The 19,406-nt window shown below is 38.7% G+C and carries 19 protein-coding genes and 1 pseudogene; 14 read left to right on the top strand and 6 right to left on the bottom strand.

Translation table 11 applies throughout. The features are described 5' to 3' along the window. Positions 1-14: 14 nt before the first annotated feature. Positions 15-290, bottom strand: a complete 276-nt coding sequence (locus tag V5N68_RS03365) for a DUF4164 domain-containing protein (protein WP_332065770.1) — start codon at positions 288-290, stop codon at positions 15-17. 290 nt (positions 291-580) lie between these two features. On the opposite strand from V5N68_RS03365, the gene tkt reads away from it, so the two are divergent. From tkt to V5N68_RS03345, 4 genes are all read left to right on the top strand, one after another. After that, complete coding sequence (gene tkt / locus V5N68_RS03360) at positions 581-2,587, top strand: transketolase (RefSeq protein ID WP_332065769.1); 2,007 nt, start codon at positions 581-583, stop codon at positions 2,585-2,587. Further along, positions 2,584-3,591 carry a type I glyceraldehyde-3-phosphate dehydrogenase gene (gap, locus tag V5N68_RS03355; protein ID WP_332065768.1) on the top strand — a complete coding sequence of 336 codons (1,008 nt, stop codon included), beginning with the start codon at positions 2,584-2,586 and terminating at the stop codon, positions 3,589-3,591. Before tkt ends, gap begins: the two co-directional genes overlap by 4 nt. Before the next feature lie 243 nt (positions 3,592-3,834). Continuing rightward, the gene (locus tag V5N68_RS03350; protein ID WP_332065822.1) at positions 3,835-5,031 is read left to right on the top strand and encodes a phosphoglycerate kinase; all 1,197 of its coding nucleotides are present in this window, start codon (positions 3,835-3,837) and stop codon (positions 5,029-5,031) included. A gap of 98 nt (positions 5,032-5,129) precedes the next feature. Then, positions 5,130-6,164 (top strand): class I fructose-bisphosphate aldolase, encoded by a 1,035-nt coding sequence (locus tag V5N68_RS03345; protein WP_332065767.1) that lies wholly within the window; start codon positions 5,130-5,132, stop codon positions 6,162-6,164. Between the two features lie 628 nt (positions 6,165-6,792). Here the strand turns inward: V5N68_RS03345 and rpmE are convergent. Beyond that, positions 6,793-7,014, bottom strand: coding sequence for a 50S ribosomal protein L31 (gene rpmE, locus V5N68_RS03340; protein WP_332065766.1), 222 nt, complete (start codon positions 7,012-7,014; stop codon positions 6,793-6,795). Between the two features lie 194 nt (positions 7,015-7,208). Here rpmE and V5N68_RS03335 point away from each other — a divergent pair, with 194 nt between their 5' ends. Beyond that, a complete protein-coding gene (locus V5N68_RS03335) occupies positions 7,209-8,999 on the top strand; it encodes an ABC transporter transmembrane domain-containing protein (RefSeq protein ID WP_332065765.1) in 1,791 nt (596 codons plus the stop codon). 119 nt (positions 9,000-9,118) lie between these two features. Here the strand turns inward: V5N68_RS03335 and V5N68_RS03330 are convergent, their stop codons facing one another. From V5N68_RS03330 to V5N68_RS03315, 4 genes are all read right to left on the bottom strand, one after another. Next, positions 9,119-9,910, bottom strand: coding sequence for an inositol monophosphatase family protein (locus V5N68_RS03330; protein ID WP_332065764.1), 792 nt, complete (start codon positions 9,908-9,910; stop codon positions 9,119-9,121). An 11-nt stretch (positions 9,911-9,921) separates the two neighbouring features. Next, a complete protein-coding gene (gene efp, locus V5N68_RS03325) occupies positions 9,922-10,491 on the bottom strand; it encodes an elongation factor P (protein ID WP_332065763.1) in 570 nt (189 codons plus the stop codon). Between the two features lie 198 nt (positions 10,492-10,689). Continuing rightward, entirely contained in the window at positions 10,690-11,736 is a 1,047-nt protein-coding gene (locus V5N68_RS03320; RefSeq protein ID WP_332065762.1) for a tetratricopeptide repeat protein, read from the bottom strand. Further along, complete coding sequence (locus V5N68_RS03315) at positions 11,733-12,407, bottom strand: thiamine phosphate synthase (protein ID WP_332065761.1); 675 nt, start codon at positions 12,405-12,407, stop codon at positions 11,733-11,735. The genes V5N68_RS03320 and V5N68_RS03315 overlap by 4 nt, the downstream gene beginning before the upstream one ends. A 91-nt stretch (positions 12,408-12,498) precedes the next feature. Here V5N68_RS03315 and V5N68_RS03310 point away from each other — a divergent pair, with 91 nt between their 5' ends. The 9 genes and pseudogenes from V5N68_RS03310 to V5N68_RS03270 form a co-directional block, all read left to right on the top strand. Then, entirely contained in the window at positions 12,499-13,641 is a 1,143-nt protein-coding gene (locus tag V5N68_RS03310; protein ID WP_332065760.1) for an OpgC family protein, read from the top strand. 177 nt (positions 13,642-13,818) lie between these two features. Further along, on the top strand, positions 13,819-14,343 hold the full coding sequence (locus V5N68_RS03305; protein WP_332065759.1) for a DUF1465 family protein: 525 nt from the start codon (positions 13,819-13,821) through the stop codon (positions 14,341-14,343). Positions 14,344-14,532: 189 nt separating this feature from the next. Next, positions 14,533-15,042 (top strand): crossover junction endodeoxyribonuclease RuvC, encoded by a 510-nt coding sequence (gene ruvC, locus V5N68_RS03300; RefSeq protein WP_332065758.1) that lies wholly within the window; start codon positions 14,533-14,535, stop codon positions 15,040-15,042. Beyond that, on the top strand, positions 15,039-15,674 hold the full coding sequence (gene ruvA, locus V5N68_RS03295) for a Holliday junction branch migration protein RuvA (protein ID WP_332065757.1): 636 nt from the start codon (positions 15,039-15,041) through the stop codon (positions 15,672-15,674). The genes ruvC and ruvA overlap by 4 nt, the downstream gene beginning before the upstream one ends. 2 nt (positions 15,675-15,676) lie before the next feature. Beyond that, positions 15,677-16,768 carry a Holliday junction branch migration DNA helicase RuvB gene (gene ruvB / locus V5N68_RS03290; protein WP_332065756.1) on the top strand — a complete coding sequence of 364 codons (1,092 nt, stop codon included), beginning with the start codon at positions 15,677-15,679 and terminating at the stop codon, positions 16,766-16,768. 139 nt (positions 16,769-16,907) lie between these two features. After that, positions 16,908-17,345: a tol-pal system-associated acyl-CoA thioesterase gene (gene ybgC / locus V5N68_RS03285; protein WP_332065821.1), complete on the top strand. Its 438-nt coding sequence runs from the start codon at positions 16,908-16,910 to the stop codon at positions 17,343-17,345. Positions 17,346-17,483: 138 nt separating this feature from the next. Then, complete coding sequence (gene tolQ / locus V5N68_RS03280; RefSeq protein WP_332065755.1) at positions 17,484-18,197, top strand: protein TolQ; 714 nt, start codon at positions 17,484-17,486, stop codon at positions 18,195-18,197. A gap of 12 nt (positions 18,198-18,209) precedes the next feature. Beyond that, positions 18,210-18,662: a protein TolR gene (gene tolR, locus V5N68_RS03275; RefSeq protein ID WP_332065754.1), complete on the top strand. Its 453-nt coding sequence runs from the start codon at positions 18,210-18,212 to the stop codon at positions 18,660-18,662. A gap of 29 nt (positions 18,663-18,691) precedes the next feature. Beyond that, positions 18,692-19,406: pseudogene (locus V5N68_RS03270) on the top strand (cell envelope biogenesis protein TolA); the annotation flags it as partial.

The raw sequence follows: 19,406 nt of genomic DNA, 5'->3' as shown, positions 1-19,406 counted from the left end.
CATTTAAACCTTTTTTATCTATCAATAACTATACGAATCGTTTCCATCGCTTTAATTAATCGTTTGGAAACCTCTTTATTTACTTCCTCTAGCCGCTCAATATGAGCTTCAGTTTTATCGAGTTCTTGGGCAAGACGGCTACGATCAGCGTTCATTTGTTGAATTTCTTCTTCCCATTCGTTGTTTTTATCAATAACAGCGTTACGGTTTATAACAGCGATCTCTAGAGTTCTGAGTGCCTTTTCTAGTTGCTCTAAGGCATATGGTAGAACCGTAGTCTCTTGGTTCATGGCGATTATATCCTTTGGATGATTATACCTTTATATCAGCCCTTGATGCAAAAACGAATCATTTCTTTTATTTTTAAGTATGTAAGCTATTTTGGCAAGCAAAGCAGGGGACACATGTTAATTAAAAGCTGGATTTTTTAATATTGTTGGCATAAATGGTATATGTGTAGAGAATTTGTGAGAACGATTACTTAATTGGTCACAAAAAATACACGCTAAAATTGAATAGTATTCTTGAGAAACTTAAGAAACGTAAAAAATAATGAGTTTAATAAAATGGTCTATCATTCATGACAAATACTGAACAACAAAATCAGATGGCCAATGCTATCCGTTTTCTTGCGATTGATGCGATTGAAAAAGCAAATTCTGGCCATCCTGGTTTACCAATGGGAGCAGCTGATATTGCTACTGTTCTTTTTACCAAGTTCTTTGCTCATGATCCTAAAAATCCTTTTTGGCCAAACCGTGATCGCTTTGTGTTATCAGCTGGGCATGGCTCTATGTTGCTTTATGCATTATTGTATCTCTCTGGTTATGAAGATATTACCCTTGATGATATTAAAAATTTTCGCCAAATTGGATCAAAGGTTGCGGGTCATCCAGAATATGGGCATGTTGCAGGGGTGGAAACAACCACCGGGCCACTCGGGCAAGGGCTGGCTAATGCTGTGGGCATGGCTCTTGGAGAGCGCTTGCATAACGCGCGCTTTGGTGATCTAGTGGATCATTATACCTATGCGCTGGTCGGTGATGGATGCTTGATGGAAGGGATTTCTCAAGAAGCAATTTCACTCGCTGGTCATTTTAAATTAAGTAAGCTCATTGTGCTGTGGGACGATAATAATATTTCAATTGATGGAGATATTTCTCTTGTTGACAGTACTGATCAGATAGCGCGTTTTAGGGCTTCTGGTTGGAATACAATAAGAGTGGATGGGCATGATCAAGCAGCAATAGCACGAGCTATTGAAGCTGCACGCGATTGCGACAAACCAACTTTGATCGCCTGTAAAACAATTATTGGATTTGGTGCGCCAAATAAAGCAGGAACCAGTAAAGCTCATGGTGCACCTTTAGGACCACGGGAAATTGCTGTAACACGTATTTCCTTAGGGTGGAGTGCAGAGCCCTTTGTTGTTCCCGCTGATATTCTTGATAATTGGCGTTTAGCAGGCCTAAATTCTGCTAAAAAACGTCAGAAATGGGAAGAAAAATTAGCTAATTCCCCTGTGTCAGAGAGGGTGGAGTTTGAAAGATTGATGCGGGGTGATCTTGTCGGGAGATTGGATAACACAATTGATACTTATAAAAAGAAATTGGTGGAAGATTGTCCTGTTGTTGCTACGCGCAAAGCGTCTGAAATGGCTCTCGAAGTTATTAATGAACTCGTTGTAGAAACGATCGGTGGTTCCGCTGATTTAACCGGATCCAATAATACAAAAAGCTCTCAGATGAAAGCTATTTCCGCTGATGATTTTTCAGGGCGTTATCTCCATTATGGAATTCGTGAGCATGCTATGGGAGCGGTCATGAATGGTCTTGCTCTTTATGGAGGCTTTATTCCTTACGGAGGAACTTTCTTATGCTTTTCTGACTATATGCGTCCTGCAATGCGTTTGTCTTCTCTCATGGGGTTGCGGGTCATTTATGTTATGACACATGATTCAATCGGTCTTGGAGAAGATGGGCCTACTCATCAACCAGTAGAGCACTTGGCTTCTTTGCGTGCGATGCCTAATCATTTCGTTTTTAGACCCGCTGACGCTGTGGAGACAGTAGAATGTTGGCAATTGGCTTTAAAATCACGCAAAACACCTTCTACTTTGGCTTTAAGCAGACAAAATTTACCGCTTTTGCGTCAAGAATATGAGGAAGAAAATTTATGCATGCTGGGTGCTTATGAGTTATTAACAGCCAGTGATGATGCTAAAGTGACTTTGTTTGCTTCTGGTTCAGAATTGCAAATTGCCGTGAAGGCTCATGCCGTATTAGAAGCAAATGACATTCCAACACGTGTGGTTTCTGTGCCTTGTTTTGAACTATTTGATCAACAGTCTCTTTCGTATCAGCGTGCTTTAATTGGTAATGCACCTATTAAAATCGCAATCGAAGCTGCTGTGCGACAAGGATGGGATCGTTTCATTGGTTGTGAAGGTATATTTATTGGCATGAATGGATTTGGGATGAGTGGAACAATTGATGCACTCTATACACATTTTGGTATCACTTGTGAGAATGTGGTAGCTGCCGTTGAAAATGAGCTTAAGAAAACTAGTAAGGAAAATGTAAAATGACTGTTCGCGTTGCAATTAATGGATTTGGAAGAATTGGACGCAATATTTTGCGCGCTGTTGTGGAAAGTGGTCGAAAAGATATCGAAATCGTAGCAATTAATGATTTAGGAGCAGTGGAAACAAATGCTCATTTGTTGCGCTATGATTCAGTTCATGGGCGGTTCCCTGCAACGGTTAAAGTTGTCGGTGAAGCAATTGAGGTCGAAAAGCGCTTGATAAAAGTGACAGCAGAGAAGAATCCAACAAAATTGCCGTGGAAAGATTTGAATATTGATATTGTTTTAGAGTGTACAGGTGTTTTTACTTCGCGTGATAAAGCCAGTGCTCATCTAGAAGCAGGAGCAAAGCGCGTTCTTGTTTCGGCTCCTTCTCAAGGTGCAGATCTAACAGTGGTTTATGGGGTTAATCACCAATCTTTAAGCAAACAGCACCTGGTTGTTTCAAATGCTTCTTGCACAACAAATTGTTTGGCACCTGTTGCGCAGGTACTGCACAATACGATTGGGATTGAAAGAGGCTTTATGACAACGATCCATTCTTATACAGGGGATCAACCTGTTTTGGATACAATGCATCGCGATCTTTATCGTTCTCGTGCCGCAGCTCTTTCTATGATCCCTACCTCAACAGGGGCTGTGAAAGCTGTGGGGCTGGTTTTGCCAGAGTTAAGGGATGTGCTTGATGGTGTGTCAATCCGTGTTCCAACCCCTAATGTTTCTGTTGTTGATTTTACATTTACAGCTAAGAATTCTACAACAATTGAAGAAATTAACGCGGTTATTGGAACGGCTGCACGGGGAGAACTCAAGGGAGTTTTGGATTATACCGAAGAAAAGCTTGTGAGTTGTGATTTTAATCATAATCCGCATTCAGCTATTGTCCATAATGAGCAAACGAAGGTCATTGATGGTAAATTCTGTCGTGTTTTGGTTTGGTATGATAATGAATGGGGCTTTTCAAATCGTATGGTTGATACTGCGTTGGTTTTTGCTCAAACAATTTAAGAAAAAAGTTTTGGCAATTTAAGAAGAAAGTTTTGGGAATTAAAGAAACCTGAATATGATATTTTGTAAAAACAGTAAGGCGGTTTTCCTCCAGGTAAGGCACAAAAACATGCAGCTTGAGAAGGCGAGGTTTAACAATTTTTGCTAAGAGATATAGTATAGCAGATTTCTTTCGTTTTAGATGAAGAGAAAATAGAAAAGGTGCAGTTGTTTGAAACGATAGAAAGTGAAAAGGGAGCAGTGATGGGTTTTCGTACACTGGATGATGTGGATGTTGCTGGAAAACGTGTTATCTTGCGGGTGGATTTTAATGTTCCAATGTCGCAAGGTAAGGTATGTGATCAGACGCGTATTGAGCGGCATAAAGAAACAATAATGGAGCTGCAAAGACGTGGTGCTAAGATTATTCTTCTTTCACATTGTGGTCGTCCTAAAGGAAAGGTAGAATTGGAGTTTTCTTTGCATCCTATTATCGAACCTTTAGAAAAAATAACCAATCATCCAGTTTCTTTTATCCCTGATTGTATTGGTGCGTCAGTCCAGATGGCGGTTGATAAGTTGCAAAATGGTTCCATCTTGCTGCTTGAAAATGTTCGCTTTTATTCGGGTGAAGAAAAAAATGATCGTTCTTTTGCTGAAGCTTTGGTGCATAATGCTGATCTTTATGTCAATGATGCTTTTTCAGTTTCTCATCGTGCTCATGCTTCAGTAGAGGGGATAACCCATTTATTGCCTTCTTATGCAGGACGTTCTCTTCAAGGTGAATTACAGGCATTGGAAAAAGGACTTGGTAATCCAATACGACCAGTGGTCGCTATTGTTGGAGGTGCTAAGGTTTCAAGTAAGCTTTTTGTACTCGATCATTTGGTTGAAAAGGTTGATCATTTGGTGATTGGGGGTGGTATGGCAAACAGTTTCTTAGCTGCACAAGGTGTTTGTGTTGGCAAGTCTGTGTGTGAGCATGCTTTGATAGAGACCACACTAAAGATTATGGAAAAAGCAAAAAAATGCAAATGTACACTCTTGTTACCAGTGGATGCAGTCGTTGGATTTCGTTTTGAAAAAAATACGCCATATCATCTCTATGATATTATGGATATTCCTGATGATGGAATGATTTTCGATATTGGTGGGCGCTCTGTTGAGCGTATTAATGACGTGATTGATGAAGCTGCTACTCTGGTGTGGAATGGGCCTATTGGCGTTTTCGAAATGCCTCCTTTTGATCAGGGAACGGTTGCGGTCGCACGTCATGCAGCACAGCGCAGTAAAAAAGGACAATTGGTGTCGATCGCCGGAGGAGGAGATACTGTTTTTGCACTTAACTATGCTGGTGTTGCCAATGATTTTACTTATCTTTCAACTGCAGGAGGAGCTTTTTTGGAATGGATGGAGGGGAAAGCGCTTCCAGGTATCCTCGCTCTTATGCAGAATTCATAAAGGGTAGATTTAAAGAATAGTCATATTCTATTTCTTATAGAAGCTATGCTGGTGCATTACCGGCGTTTGAAAATTAAGATAAAAAAGAGGAATTTTTTATGAGTAAACGTCTTGAAGATATTGCACTTGCTTTGGTTTGTGCAGGCAAAGGTATTTTGGCAGCCGATGAAAGTACTGCAACGATTGGGAAGCGGTTTGAAAGCATTGGTATTGAATCGAGTGAAGACAGTCGCCGTTCTTACCGTGAAATGCTTTTTACAACAAAAGAAGCAATGGAAAGCGCAATTTCTGGTGTTATTTTATTTGATGAAACCATTCGTCAGAAAGCTTCTACCGGACAAATGTTGACAGATATTATTCGTGATATGGGTGCTTTGCCAGGGATTAAAGTTGATACTGGAGCTAAATCTTTGGCGGCTTTTCCTCATGAAATGATTACAGAAGGCTTAGATGGTCTTCGTGATCGTTTAAGAGATTATTATGCTTTAGGGGCACGTTTTGCTAAATGGCGGGCAGTGATTGTCATTGATGATGCACATGCTCTGCCAACAAGAGGCGCAATAAGACAAAATGCACAAGCATTAGCGCGCTATGCGGCCTTGTGTCAGGAAGCAGGAATCGTGCCAATTGTAGAGCCAGAAGTGTTGATGGATGGGCAATCGTGTCAGCATTCAATTATGCGTTGCTTTGAGGTTACAAAAACTGTTTTAAGCACTGTGTTTAAAGAATTATCGGGAGCGCGTGTTCTTTTAGAGGGCATGATTTTGAAACCAAATATGGTAATTGATGGAAAAAATGCACGGGTTGCTTCTGTTGAAGAAGTTGCTGAAAAAACGGTTCGCGTTCTTAAAGAGACTGTTCCTGCAGCTGTGCCTGGAATTGCTTTTCTTTCTGGAGGACAGTCTGATGAAGAAGCAACAGCTCATTTGTCAGCTATGAACGCTTTGGGAACATTCCCTTGGAAATTAACATTTTCCTATGGAAGAGCATTGCAGGCTGCTGCATTAAAAGCATGGGGTGGAAAACACGAAAATATGGCTATTGCACAAAAGGCTTTTGCGCATCGTGCACGAATGAACCATCTGGCTTCTTTGGGACAATGGAGAAAAGAAAAGGAAGAAGTGTACCCTTAAATGATAAGGGGTAGTTGTATTCAAAAACGATTGTATATGATTTATATGTAAATAAATATATATATGCCAATATCATATCAAATCATTTGATGGGTTTATTCTATAGACCTATGAAAATTATTTCGTCGCTGGCTGAAGAAAATGATCTTACCTTAAGAAGGAGCCAATGATCGAGAATTCCTCCTATGGGCCATTTGGTAAAAGGGTAATGATAAAAGCCAGCGATTGATAAATTAACTGAACTGCCATTTTATAAATAAACGCATAATTATTTTGATATGATTCTCTGTAATCCATTGATTTTATTTAAAAGTTTTTTTTACTTTTTACTAAGCAATGGTGACCAAGCTGGATCATAAGGCTTTATGGTTGTAGCTTTGAAGGATATGCACTTAATAATATAGTATTTGTAAATGATTTTTAAAAGAAATAAGCAACCACTGTAAAACGTTAACGTGGTTGCAAAGAAAGGCTTGTTAATTTAACATATGTTATAAAGTTACAAAAAGTCCTGTTCTTATTATATTATAACTTTAAAAGACGCTTGCCAACTTAGCCCATTTACTTTTCTATCAGTTTATGAACTCTTTATATTAAAAGCAGATATTAAATACCGAAAAGGTAGATATTAAATGCCGAGATTCCCGAAACGATTCTTAAACTTCGAAACACGTCCTCCACGGTCTACCAGTGTTTGAGATCCGCCGATCCATGCAGGATGTGTTTTAGGATCAATGTCTAAATTAAGGGTATCTCCTTCTTTTCCCCAAGTGGAACGCGTTGTATATTGAGTACCATCCGTCATAACAACGGTAATTTTGTGGTAGTCAGGATGAATATTCGCTTTCATACGGCCAAACCTTTTACTTTATAATAAAACGAAATAATGCATATTTTATTTTTTAAGTGCGCTTCTCTCATCTTTTTGATAAGTTAACTGAATATCCATTCTATAACGGAGCACGCATAAAAAAACAAGTGTTCAAAATACATTGTTATATAGGGATTTAATAACTTAATTTATAATATAGTGAGAAAAATTTTATGAAGCTATCTCATTACTCAGAAAAATCTGAAAAACTTTCTTATAAGAAGCGTTCATTCTCTTCGCTCTCGAGTTTTACCCCTTATTTTATGCGTTATCGTTGGCTCATTATTTTTGCCTGTTTTGCTTTATTTGTTGCTGCTTTTGCGACGTTGGCTTTACCTATTGCTATTCGTCAAATGCTAGATCATGGCTTTTCTACCTCGAGTCATGGACATATTAATTTTTATTTTTTTATTTTATTTGTATTAGCTTTACTTTTGGCGCTCTCTTCTTCTTGTCGTTATTATTGTGTTATTACTTTGGGTGAACGCATTGTTACAGACTTACGGCGTGATATTTTCAGACATATTATGCAACTTTCTCCTGCTTTTTTTGATCAGTCTCATTCTGGGGAAATTGTTTCACGACTTTTAACAGATACGACCCAGATAAAATCAGCTGTTGGATCAACAGTTTCTACCGCTTTACGTCATTTGATTGTGGTGATCGGAGCGATTATTATGATGGTCATCACCAATGCGAAATTATCTTTACTTGTTTTGCTGGCTATTCCCTGTGTTGCTATTCCATTAATTATTTTTGGACGTAAGGTTCGTTCCCGCACACGCGCTGCGCAAGATCGTTTAGCTGATGCAAATGCTTTAGCGACTGAACAAGTAAGCGCTATGCGTATCGTTCAAGCTTTTACTGCTGAAAAACAAATTTCTGCACGTTTTTCAGAGTTAGTTGAACGTGCCTTTCAAACAGCGCGGTCTTCCATAATTTTACGTTCTTTGCTGACTGGTTTTGCAATTTTTCTGGTTTTTGGCAGCGTTGTTGTTGTTTTATGGATTGGATCCCATGATGTTTTGAATGGAACTATGTCTGGGGGAACATTAGGCCAATTTATTCTCTATGCAGTTTTTGGAGCTTCAACTTTTGCACAATTATCAGAACTGGGTGCTGAGTTAATACAGGCTATGGGTGCTGCTGAACGGCTTTCTGAATTATTACAAGAAAAGCCTACTATTGTTTCTCCTAAAGCTCCTGCAGCCTTGCCACAACCTGTTCGAGGATCCATCGTCTTTGATAAAGTTAATTTTAACTATCCTACGCGACCAGATGAAAAGATTTTACGCTCTCTTTCTTTTTCTATCAAAGCGGGTGAAACTGTTGCGTTTGTTGGTGCTTCAGGTGCAGGGAAAAGCACTATCTTTTCCTTACTTCTTCGTTTTTATGATCCGATGAAAGGTAAAATCCGATTTGATGGTATTGAGATTGATCACCTTTCCCTTCAAGATTTACGAAGCTCAATTTCTTATGTTCCACAAGAGGCTGTCATTTTTGATGGGACATTACGTGATAATATTATTTTTGGAACTGAAAATGTTAGTGAGGAGCAAATCATTACCGCAGCTAAAACCGCAAATGCATTTGAATTTATAGAGTCTTTACCAGAGGGCTTTAATACAAAAGTAGGAGAACGTGGTATTATGCTTTCTGGTGGGCAAAAACAACGTATTGGTATTGCTCGGGCAATTTTAAAAAATGCTCCTCTTTTGTTGCTTGATGAAGCAACATCAGCTTTAGATGCAAGTAGTGAAAAGCTGGTACAAGAAGCACTAGAGGGGTTGATGAAAAATCGAACAACATTGGTTATTGCTCATCGCTTAGCAACGATTTTAAAGGCAGATCGCATTCTTGTCATGGATAAAGGTGTTCTTGTGGAAGAAGGGACACATGCGGAACTTGTCGATAAAAATGGGGTTTATGCGCACTTGGCAAAATTACAGTTTTCGCTTAAGTAAGTTGATGAATAACATTGACGAATAAAAAATATCATCACTGATTAATCAGTGATGATTGGAAAAATTGCAAAAAATAATATTTTTTGTCCTTTTAAAGTCGGGTTGTGGTTTTTTTGAGGTCAAACTCCTTTTTTGAGTGCTTTTTCTAATTTGATGTGAATATGCTCATTGCCAGCAATGATATTTTTTTTGCGAAATATATTGTGAGTCCCTTCTTTATCAGTAACAAAACCACCCGCTTCGCGAACGATCAGTATTCCAGCAGCCATATCCCAAATTTGAAGATTATCATCCCAAAATCCATCTGTGCGTCCTGCTGCAACATAAGCTAAATCAAGAGCAGCAGCGCCAAAAGATCGGATACCGGCAACGGTAGCCATTACATTGTGTAATTCAACAAGATATGCTCCTTGGTTGGGTTGGCTTAAATCGGGTATTCCTGTAGCAATGACGCAATCCTCTAGTTTTTTTCTTGCAGAAACGCGGCAGCGTCGGTCGTTTAAAAAAGCACCACCACCGCGTTCAGCGGTAAATAGTTCATCACCAATAGGATTATAGATTACACCCGCAACGATTTGTCCTTGACTTTCTAAGGCAATGGAAACAGCAAAAAAAGGAATGCCATGTAAAAAGTTTGTTGTTCCGTCTAAAGGATCTACAATAAAACGATGTTGAGAATCTTCACCAACGATTTCCTCAGATTCTTCCATTAAAAAACCAAATTTTGGTCGTGCTTTACTTAATTCATTAAAAATAATTTTCTCAGATTTGCGATCTGCTTGGCTGACATAATTGGCAGGTCCTTTCAAAGAGACTTGTAAATTTTGCACTTCTCCGTAATCGCGCACCAAAGAGCGGCCAGCTTTCATTGCAGCTTGTACCATAACATTGATGATTGCAGAATGGGCCATATTTTATCCCTTTATTTATCATTTGCACGGCGTAAATAAGTTAATTCATTGGTGTCAACAATAATACGTTCACCGGCATTAATAAAAGGTGGTACGAGAATACGGATACCATTTTCAAGAATTGCTGGTTTATAAGAAGATGTAACTGTCTGCCCTTTTATAGCAGGATCAGCTTCAGAAATGGTTACACTAACCTGATCGGGCAATGATATGCCAATAGGTTTTTCTTGATAAAGTTCAACAGTGACTGTCATGCCGTCTTGTAAAAAAGCAGCGCGCTCACCGACAAAATCTTTTTGTAATTCAAGCTGTTCATAGGACTGTGAATCCATAAAAATCAAAGCATCTCCTTGTTGATAAAGGAACGTAAAGTCCTTTTGTTCAAGGCGCACTCTTTCAACAGTTTCAGCTGCGCGAAATCGTTCATTAAGCTTTGTACCATCAATTAAATTTTTCATTTCAACTTGATTAAATGCACCACCTTTTCCTGGTTTTACGGCATTGCATTTAACTGCTACCCACAAGCTTCCCTGATGCTCTAGAACATTACCAGGTCGAATTTCATTACCATTAATTTTCATAATTTATTGTCCAATTCTGTTCTTACAAAAAGCTCTCTTATTGTTTTTGTAAAGAAATTTTTATTGTCTTTGTAGAGAAAAAAGTTAAAAAAGCCTTAAAATAATATTTTTGTATCTTAGCATTTTTAATTCTTGGCAAGATCATAAAAACTATTTTAACGCAAGCCCTTTTAAGATTTTTTCAAGATAAAGGTGCGTTTAAAGAACGGGGAGGAGTTTGATCGCTTCTTTGCGCGCTTCTTCTAACTGTGCATTATCCATACCTTGGAGCATAATTTCAAGATCAGGTATTTGTGTGTCTTCTTGTTTTGCAACCATATACCATGCCGCAGCCATTACAATATTACCTTGTGTTCCAATTCCATCTCGATAAAGTCTCGCAAGAAAAATCTGTGCTGGTGTAATCATGTTAATGGCATTGGGAAGAAGTAAATGAAATGCGCGTTGAAAATCAGGTTCTCCTCCACGCCCTTGTACAAGCCATTGCGCTAAAATAATTTGAGCCATAGGGTGTTTATTGTGGGCTGCGATTTCTAGGAGCCTGCGTGCATTACGATCATCTTTTGGTCGTGTCATAGTTCCTAAGGAAAGGATTTTTGCAGCAGCAAAAGCTGCTTCAGCATCACCAAGGGCTGTCCCTTTTAAGAACCATTTTAGTGCCTGTTCTGCCGCTTCGCTATCACGATTGGGGGAGGAAACACCTGCCAAAGCTTGTTTTTCACGTTCAGCTTTGTAAAGAAATAATTGTCCATAATAAAAATAAGCTTCTTTTACACCAGCTTCTGCTGATTTGCGAATAAACTCTTCACCGAGTTCTTGATTTTGTGCAATAAAATGGCCATCAAACAACATAAGACCATAACGCAGTTGCGCTTTTGGTTCTCCTTGTTTTGCAGCACGTCCAAACCACAAAGCTGCACGTGCTCCATCAATGGGAACGGCGCATCCTTCCATATAAAGTTGCGCAACCAATGTTTGGGCGATAGGGTCATTTTGTTCGGCACGTTTTAGGGCTTCACGGAAAGCTTTCAAATAATAGCCTTGGACGTAATAATCATAGGCTTTATCATATTCTCCAGCTTTTAAAGGTTGAAAAGGCCTGTCATTACTGCTTGGATCTTGAATGGTATTGAAAGAGCGTTCAAAATTTGAGATATCTTCGGCGTTGCCAGTGGAATTTGCACAAATTGTCATCAACAAAACAACACCCAAAATGAGTGGTTTTTTAACATCTTTCTTTATCATGGATGTGTTTTCTCCATCAGCAAGGGAAAATTTTTGCATTTTTCTTTTATTCTATTAAGCATGACTAAAGGGGCATCATGAGAAAAAATGATTTCTTCAATTGCAATAAATTCACATCCAGTTTGCAGGACTTCATCAAAGGTTGCAAAATCGCTTCCTGCTTGGATAACTGCGGGGATTTCCATAATTTCTGCCCACCACTGCGCTAATTGAATGTTGCGGGCGTGAGGATGTGGTTTTTTATCAGCACCTAATTTTCCAAATAGCAGATAATCGGTGCCAGCTTCTGCTGCAACCATGGCATAATGGCGATTACGCACATTTCCAAAGCCTCTTATTTTTTGTTCTTTTTTTTGATTTTTCAGGTTTTCAAGGGCACTAATATCTCCTTCTAGGTGAAAGCCATCGGCTTTTATTCGTTCAGCAATCCGGTTTTCTCCAGAGATTACAAGTGCAGCCTCATTACTCTGAATATCCTCAGCGTAAATTTGTGCTCGTTTTTGTAAAAAAGCTGCATCATCTCCAGAGTCGTAAAGAATAACACATGCAAAAGATTTCGTTTGTAGAATTTGGCGAAAGCAGGTCGAATCTAAAGTACGTCGAACATCTAATGTCAAAATTAATTGAGGAGATACATAAGGATCAACCGGTTTATTTTTTTTCTGTGTCATATAAAATCCTTGACTCTTAAAGATAAAGATAATCCTATTAAACGTTTTTTAAACTATGCTATACTCTTTTATGACTGACGGGGGTCTATTTATGAGATACCATGGTGTTTTAGATCATGATACACACCTTTCTAGCCGTAATACATGTATTGATGTTTTCCGTTCTCTCGCTTTATTAACGATTTTCATTAATCATATTCCTGGAACTGTATACGAATATATAACACATAAAAACTTTGGTTTCTCTGATTCATCAGAAGTGTTTGTTTTACTGTCCGGTGTTTCGCTAGGTCTTAGTTATAATACTCATTTACATCGGCAATCTTTCACCTTTATTGTATGTAAACTTTGGAGGAGGGCTTGTCAGCTTTATGGCGCACATCTTTTTACTACTTTTGTTACCCTGAGCATTTTTATCGGAGCTTTTTTATTATGGCATGTAGAAAAACTTGTATCGATGAATAACATCGAATTATTTGTAAAACGACCTTTTATGGCCTTTGCGAGCACTTTAAGTTTTGGTCATCAATTAGGTTATAATAATATTCTTCCACTTTATATTGTGCTCATGATTTTTTCTCCCTTTTTGCTTTATTTGGCTTGCAAACAGAAGGAGTTGTTGCTGTTGGGTTCGTTTACGCTTTATCTCATATGTGGACTTTATAAAATTGCTCCACCTTCTTATCCATTATCAGGGAAGTGGTTTTTTAACCCTTTATCGTGGCAATTTCTTTTTGTTATAGGGCTAACTAGCACTTTATCTCTTCAACAAGGAAATACAATCGCTTTTAAGCCTCTTTTGGTTATTTTTTCAGTGTGTTATCTTGTTCTTGCACTGTTATGGGTTCGTTTAAGTTGGTGGGGTATTTTGGGTTGGATGCAGTGGTCTTCTCCATTGATTAATTTTAATAAGACTTTTCTAAGTCTTCCTCGTCTTCTCCATATTATTGCTTTATCGTCTATCATTCTTTGCTTACCTTGTTTGCATAATTTTTTTCGTGTTTCACAGCGACATCCCTTAGTAATTTTAGGTCGACACAGTTTACCAGTTTTTATGGCTGGAACTATTTTTGCGATGTTTGGACAAGTTTTAAAAACAGTGATGACAGGGACATTTTTTTTCGATAGTATATTGATTATAAGTGGTATTGTGGGACAGTTTTGTGTTGCTTATTATTGTGAAAGACGTCGATTTTCTTATCAGTTTTCTTCAAAAAAACGAATTTGTTCGTAATGCTATTCGATAAACGCATTAACCTTAGTATAAAAAGCAGATTGCACAGAAATTTTAAGAGCTTTAAAAGGGGCATTCAATTTTGAAAAAACGATTTACGCAGCGGGAAAAGAAACTTTTTTCTGTTTTATTCGTTGAATGTTATGATTTTTGTGCTGATAATTGGAGTGTAATAGCGTGAGCGCACATAAACATCCATATGATGAAGATGAGCCCATTATCATGATCGAGCACGATGCTTTTGAAAATGCGTTCAATCGCCTTTATGAAGAGACGATGACTCTCATTGAAGAAACAGCAGTATATATTGATACAGAAGGAAAATTGGCTGCGCGTTCTCTTTCAGCAGAAAGTTCTGCAATCTATGCCAAAGAAGCAATGTATTTAAGTACGCGGTTGATGCAGATAGCTTCTCAACTTCTTCTTCTGCGTGCAGAGCGTGAAGGAGAAATGGCACCAGAACAGATAAAGAAAGAAATCGCAAAAGTATCGCTTCATACACCAACCTTAAAATTAAAAAGCGCTCATTGGGAAGAGTTGCCAGAAGTTTTTCGCTATTTTGTAGCTCGGTCACTTCGTTTAGAGGAGCGGATGCACTACATGAACTATGGTAAAGAGCGCATATCTTCCCGTGCTTTGGATGATGATAATCCAGTGGGAAAACAAATCGAATTGCTTAAAACTGCTTTTCAGCGTTCTTAAAAAATTGCAAATTCCGTTTTTTCTCTTTTTTTATTTCTTCTGCTTTTGTAGCCTTTTTCATATAAAGCCGATTTTTGTCATTGTTTTCATGTTATATTTATCCTATTCCTTTGTATCGTTTTTTCCTCTATCCTAGAAGCTTACACCGGTATCTATTCAAATCTAAAAAAATAACATAAACTTATATTCATGGCAGAGACGATTCGTATTATAGGCATTGATCCCGGATTACGGCGGACAGGGTGGGGCGTTATTGATCTTTCTGGTAGTCGTCTTCAATTTGTTGCGGCAGGGACTGTTTTGTCTGATGCACGGTGTGATTTGTCTTCAAGATTATATCAACTGTATCAAGGACTTTCAGGGGTTTTGCATCAATTTATGCCCAATGAGGCTTCTGTAGAAAATGTCTTTGTTAATAAAGATGCGATGGCAACTTTAAAGCTCGGTCAAGCACGAGCTATTGCTCTTCTGGTTCCAGCACAAGCAAATCTTCCAGTTTTTGAATATGCTCCAAACAAAGTAAAAAAGTCCGTTATTGGTGTTGGGCATGGAGATAAAGAACAAATTCATATGATGGTGAAAGTTCTTCTTCCACGTGCTAAATTTGATAGCAGTGATGCAGCTGATGCTCTTGCACTTGCTCTTTGTCATTCATCCCATCGCACTGGTCTATATTCTCGTTCAGGTATTTTGGCATGATCGGAAAACTAACAGGTACTCTTGAGCATATTTTTAATGATCATATTATTTTGAATGTTCAGGGTGTAGGCTATATGGTTTTTATTTCTAATCGGCTTCATTCTACACTCCCAACTCTTGGTGAAACGCTAAGTTTATTTATTGAAACACATGTGCGTGAAGACGTTATTCGCCTTTTTGGTTTTTCTGTGAAAGCTGAACAGGAGTGGTTTTGTCTTTTGCAAAACGTCCCAGGTGTGGGCGCCAAAGTTGCTTTGACAATCTTGGGCATTTTATCTCCGGATGAGCTGGCCCAAGCCATTTCATTAAATGATGTTGCTATGATTAGCCGCGCACCAGGTGTTGGAAAAAAAGTTAGCGAGAGAATTGTAAGAGAACTGAAAAGTAAAGTTCCTAAATTCAGTAAAAATACGATTTCTTCTCCTGCTCCTTCTCCTGCTCTTGCGAGGGAAGAAACAAATCAACCGGTCAATGATGCGCTGTCAGCTTTGATAAAGCTTGGTTTTGATCGTGATCAAGCAGCTGGTGCTATTGCAACAGCAGTTAATGCTTTGGAGGGGGAGACTCTTTCTTCGGCATTGCTTATTCGCCATAGTCTTAAATTGCTTTCTCTCCCACTTAATTCAGGGTAAAAATGTATAAAGATGAAGAACAACGCCTTCTCGGTAGTGTCCCCCTTCCTAATGATCCCGATCGTTCCTTAAGGCCACAGTTACTTGATGACTTTATTGGTCAAGAAGTTGCGCGGGCAAATTTAAAAATATTCATTGAAGCTGCAAAAGCGCGTCAAGAAGCGTTAGATCATGTTTTGTTCGTGGGACCTCCTGGTTTAGGAAAAACAACTCTTTCACAGATTATGGCTAAAGAATTAGGAGTGAATTTTCGCTCTACTTCAGGTCCTGTTATTGCTAAGGCAGGAGATCTGGCGGCACTTTTAACAAATCTAGAAGAACGTGATGTTCTTTTTATTGATGAAATTCATCGTTTAAGTCCAGCCGTTGAAGAAATTCTTTACCCTGCTATGGAAGATTATCAGCTCGATCTTATCATTGGAGAAGGACCAGCGGCACGTTCTGTTAAAATTGACTTAGCAAAGTTTACATTGGTTGCTGCAACCACACGTTTGGGTCTTTTAACGACACCATTACGGGATCGTTTTGGTATTCCAATTCGCTTAAATTTTTATACGATAGAGGAATTGGAATATATTGTTCAACGCAATGCACGCCTTTTTTCTGTACAGATTAGTGGTGATGGAGCACATGAAATTGCACGTCGTGCACGCGGTACGCCACGGATCGCTGGGCGGCTTTTACGTCGTGTTTGTGATTTTGCTTTGGTTAAACGCGTGGAGAAAATTGATCGCGGCATTGCAGATGAAGCACTTTCTCGTCTCGAGGTTGATCATTTAGGACTTGATCCACTTGACCGTCGCTATTTATTGTTGATTGCTGAAACGTTTTTAGGTGGACCGGTGGGAATTGAAACGATTGCTGCAGCTTTATCAGAGCCTCGTGACGCGATTGAAGATATTATTGAACCCTATCTGCTACAACAAGGTTTTATTCAACGAACTGCTCGTGGGAGAACCATTACAGAAAAAGTTTGGGCTCATTTAGGGCTTTGTCCTCCAGTGGCAACAACTGCCCAAAAACGAACCCAAATGGCTGATGCAGAAGATAATGTACCAGTACAAACAATGTTATGGGATGAAGTAGATGATTGAAATATTGAAATAGTTTTGCACTAAAAGTGAAGTCTATTTATTTTTGTGTTGCAATCTTCACGATTTTAACACAAAAACGCGCTCAATTGCTTAGTATAAAAGATAATCCAATGATATAAACAAATTTATGGGATGGCAGATGATTGGAGAAACTCCTTTCGAAAGCGACGTTACAGGTCATGTTTCCGATGTTCAAGCACGCGTTTATGTTGCTGATACAGACTTTTCAGGTATAGTATATCATGCGCGCTATCTAGAGTTTTTTGAACGAGGGCGTTCAGAGTTTTTGAGGGATATTGGCTTTAATAACAATATGTTTTCGGAAGATTCTCAAGCGGAAAAACTATTTTTTGTTGTGCGTCATATGGAAGTGCATTTTTTAAAGCCTGCACAAATTGATAATCTTTTAACAATTAAAACTCGGATTAATTGTGTTAAAGGGGCACGTTTTTTAATGGATCAATATATTCTTCATGATAATAAAATGTTGGTAACTGCAAAAGTTCAAATTGCTCTTATTAATGAGGAAGGGAGACCGCGACGTTTGCCTAAAAATTTTTCAAAAGTTCTTGCTTAATGGTAATATCAATTAAAAAATAAGATTGTATGGTTCGTTTGTAAACAGATTTAAGTTTGTTTTTATTTGAAAACTGTAAGATATTAGCTGTTTGGTTCAATTTAAATAGATAAGTTTTTCATTTAGAGGGATAAAGTTATGCCGCACGTAGAACTGACAAATCCAGAAACCATAGGAGTGTTAGGTTTGTTTATGCAAGCTAATTGGATTGTTAAAGCTGTTATGATTGGATTACTTGTGGCTTCTATATGGAGTTGGGCAATTATTTTTGATAAAATATTTACTTATAGAAAAATACAACGTGATATAAAAGAATTTGAACGTATATTTTGGTCTGGAAGATCTTTGGATGATATTTATGCGGCATATAAAAATCAGCAAACAAGTAGCATATCAACAGTTTTTATAGCTGCAATGGGGGAGTGGAAAAAATCCTTTGCTAAAGGAATCCATACCTCAATCAGTTTGCAGAGTAGAATTGAGAAGGCTATGGAGCTTGCTTTAGGGCGTGAAAGTGCAAAAATAGAAGCAAAATTAGGCTTTCTAGCTACACTGGGATCAGCAGGCCCTTTTATTGGACTTTTTGGAACAGTTATTGGTATTATGAGCTCGTTTCTTTCTATTGCGGCATCTCAAAATACTTCGTTGGCGATTGTTGCTCCAGGTATTGCAGAGGCTCTTTTGGCTACTGCTATCGGATTATTTGCAGCAATCCCGGCAGTGATTGCATACAATAAGTTGGTTCATGAAAGTACTCGGATCATAGCGCAAATAGAAAGCTTTTCTGATGAGTTTTTAACAATTATGTCACGCCGTATTGATGAAATACGAACACCTCATTCATCATCATAAAGGAGAGTATTTATGGGTTTTTCTGTTGCTTCTTCTCCTCGAAAAAATAAACGAAACCGGCATCATTCACATAGCAAATTAATGAGTGAAATTAATGTAACACCTTTTGTTGATGTGATGTTGGTTTTATTGATTATTTTTATGGTTTCTGCTCCTCTTTTGGTTAATGGTGTTCCTCTTGATTTGCCTCATAGTCACGCTGGGGCTGTGCCAATGGATAGACCTCCACTTACGGTTTCTCTTGATGAACAAGGACGCTTAGCTATTGATCAAGATTATTACGATACGCCTGAGGCTTTGATTGCACAACTCAAAGCAGAATTGGCTATCAATCCTGCTCGAAAAAAACAGCGCATTTTTGTGCGTGCTGCCAAAACGGTCGAATATCAACGTGTATTACAGCTGCTTGCTGATATTCAAAAAGCAGGTTTTTCACAAGTTGCTTTGGCTAGCTTGGCACAGTGACTATAAGGTGAAAAACGCAAGGTATAGAAATGGACAAAGATTCTCATCATGGTATGAAACGGGGGCTGCTTTTATCCCTTGTGGTACATGCGATTTTTCTTGGCTTTGCAGTTATTCATTTTACGCATCCCGTTTCTTTACAGCAACAGTCTTTAGAAGCTATTTCGGTTGCACTTGCTCCTCTTGATCAAGACCTTTCTTTACAACAAGGGACATTGGGTGCTCATGTTAATGATATTTCTGCAGTAAAACCAACTATAAAACCGCAAGAAGAAGATGATGCCCAGAATTTTGGAGATGGAAAGGTAGATAGTCTTGCGCCTTTAAAGCCAGAGGAAAAAATGCGTTACGTTGAGATAACGCCTACGCCATCGGGAAAAGAAAATGCATTGGAAGTAAATACAGAAAAGCCTGTAGAAGAAGTTCCACAAGATGATCCCCAAGAGGTCATCCCAGAGGCGTCTCCAGAAACTTCCCAGGATGTTCCTCAAGAGATCACGCCAGAGGAGATGATAGAAGTTCCACAAGATGATCCCCAAGAGGTCACTCCAGAGGTGTCTCCAGAAACTTCCCAGGATGTTCCTCAAGAGATCACGCCAGAGGAGATGATAGAAGTCCCACAAGATGATCCCCAAGAGGTCACTCCAGAGGTGTCTCCAGAAACTTCCCAGGATGTTCCTCAAGAGATCACGCCAGAGGAGATGATAGAAGTCCCACAAGATGATCCCCAAGAGGTCACTCCAG

The sequence above is a fragment of the Bartonella eidoli genome (assembly GCF_036576145.1).
Taxonomy (GTDB): Bacteria; Pseudomonadota; Alphaproteobacteria; order Rhizobiales; family Rhizobiaceae; genus Bartonella.
Note: the sequence above shows the minus strand (reverse complement) of the source record. Positions and strands in the feature narration are given on the sequence as shown.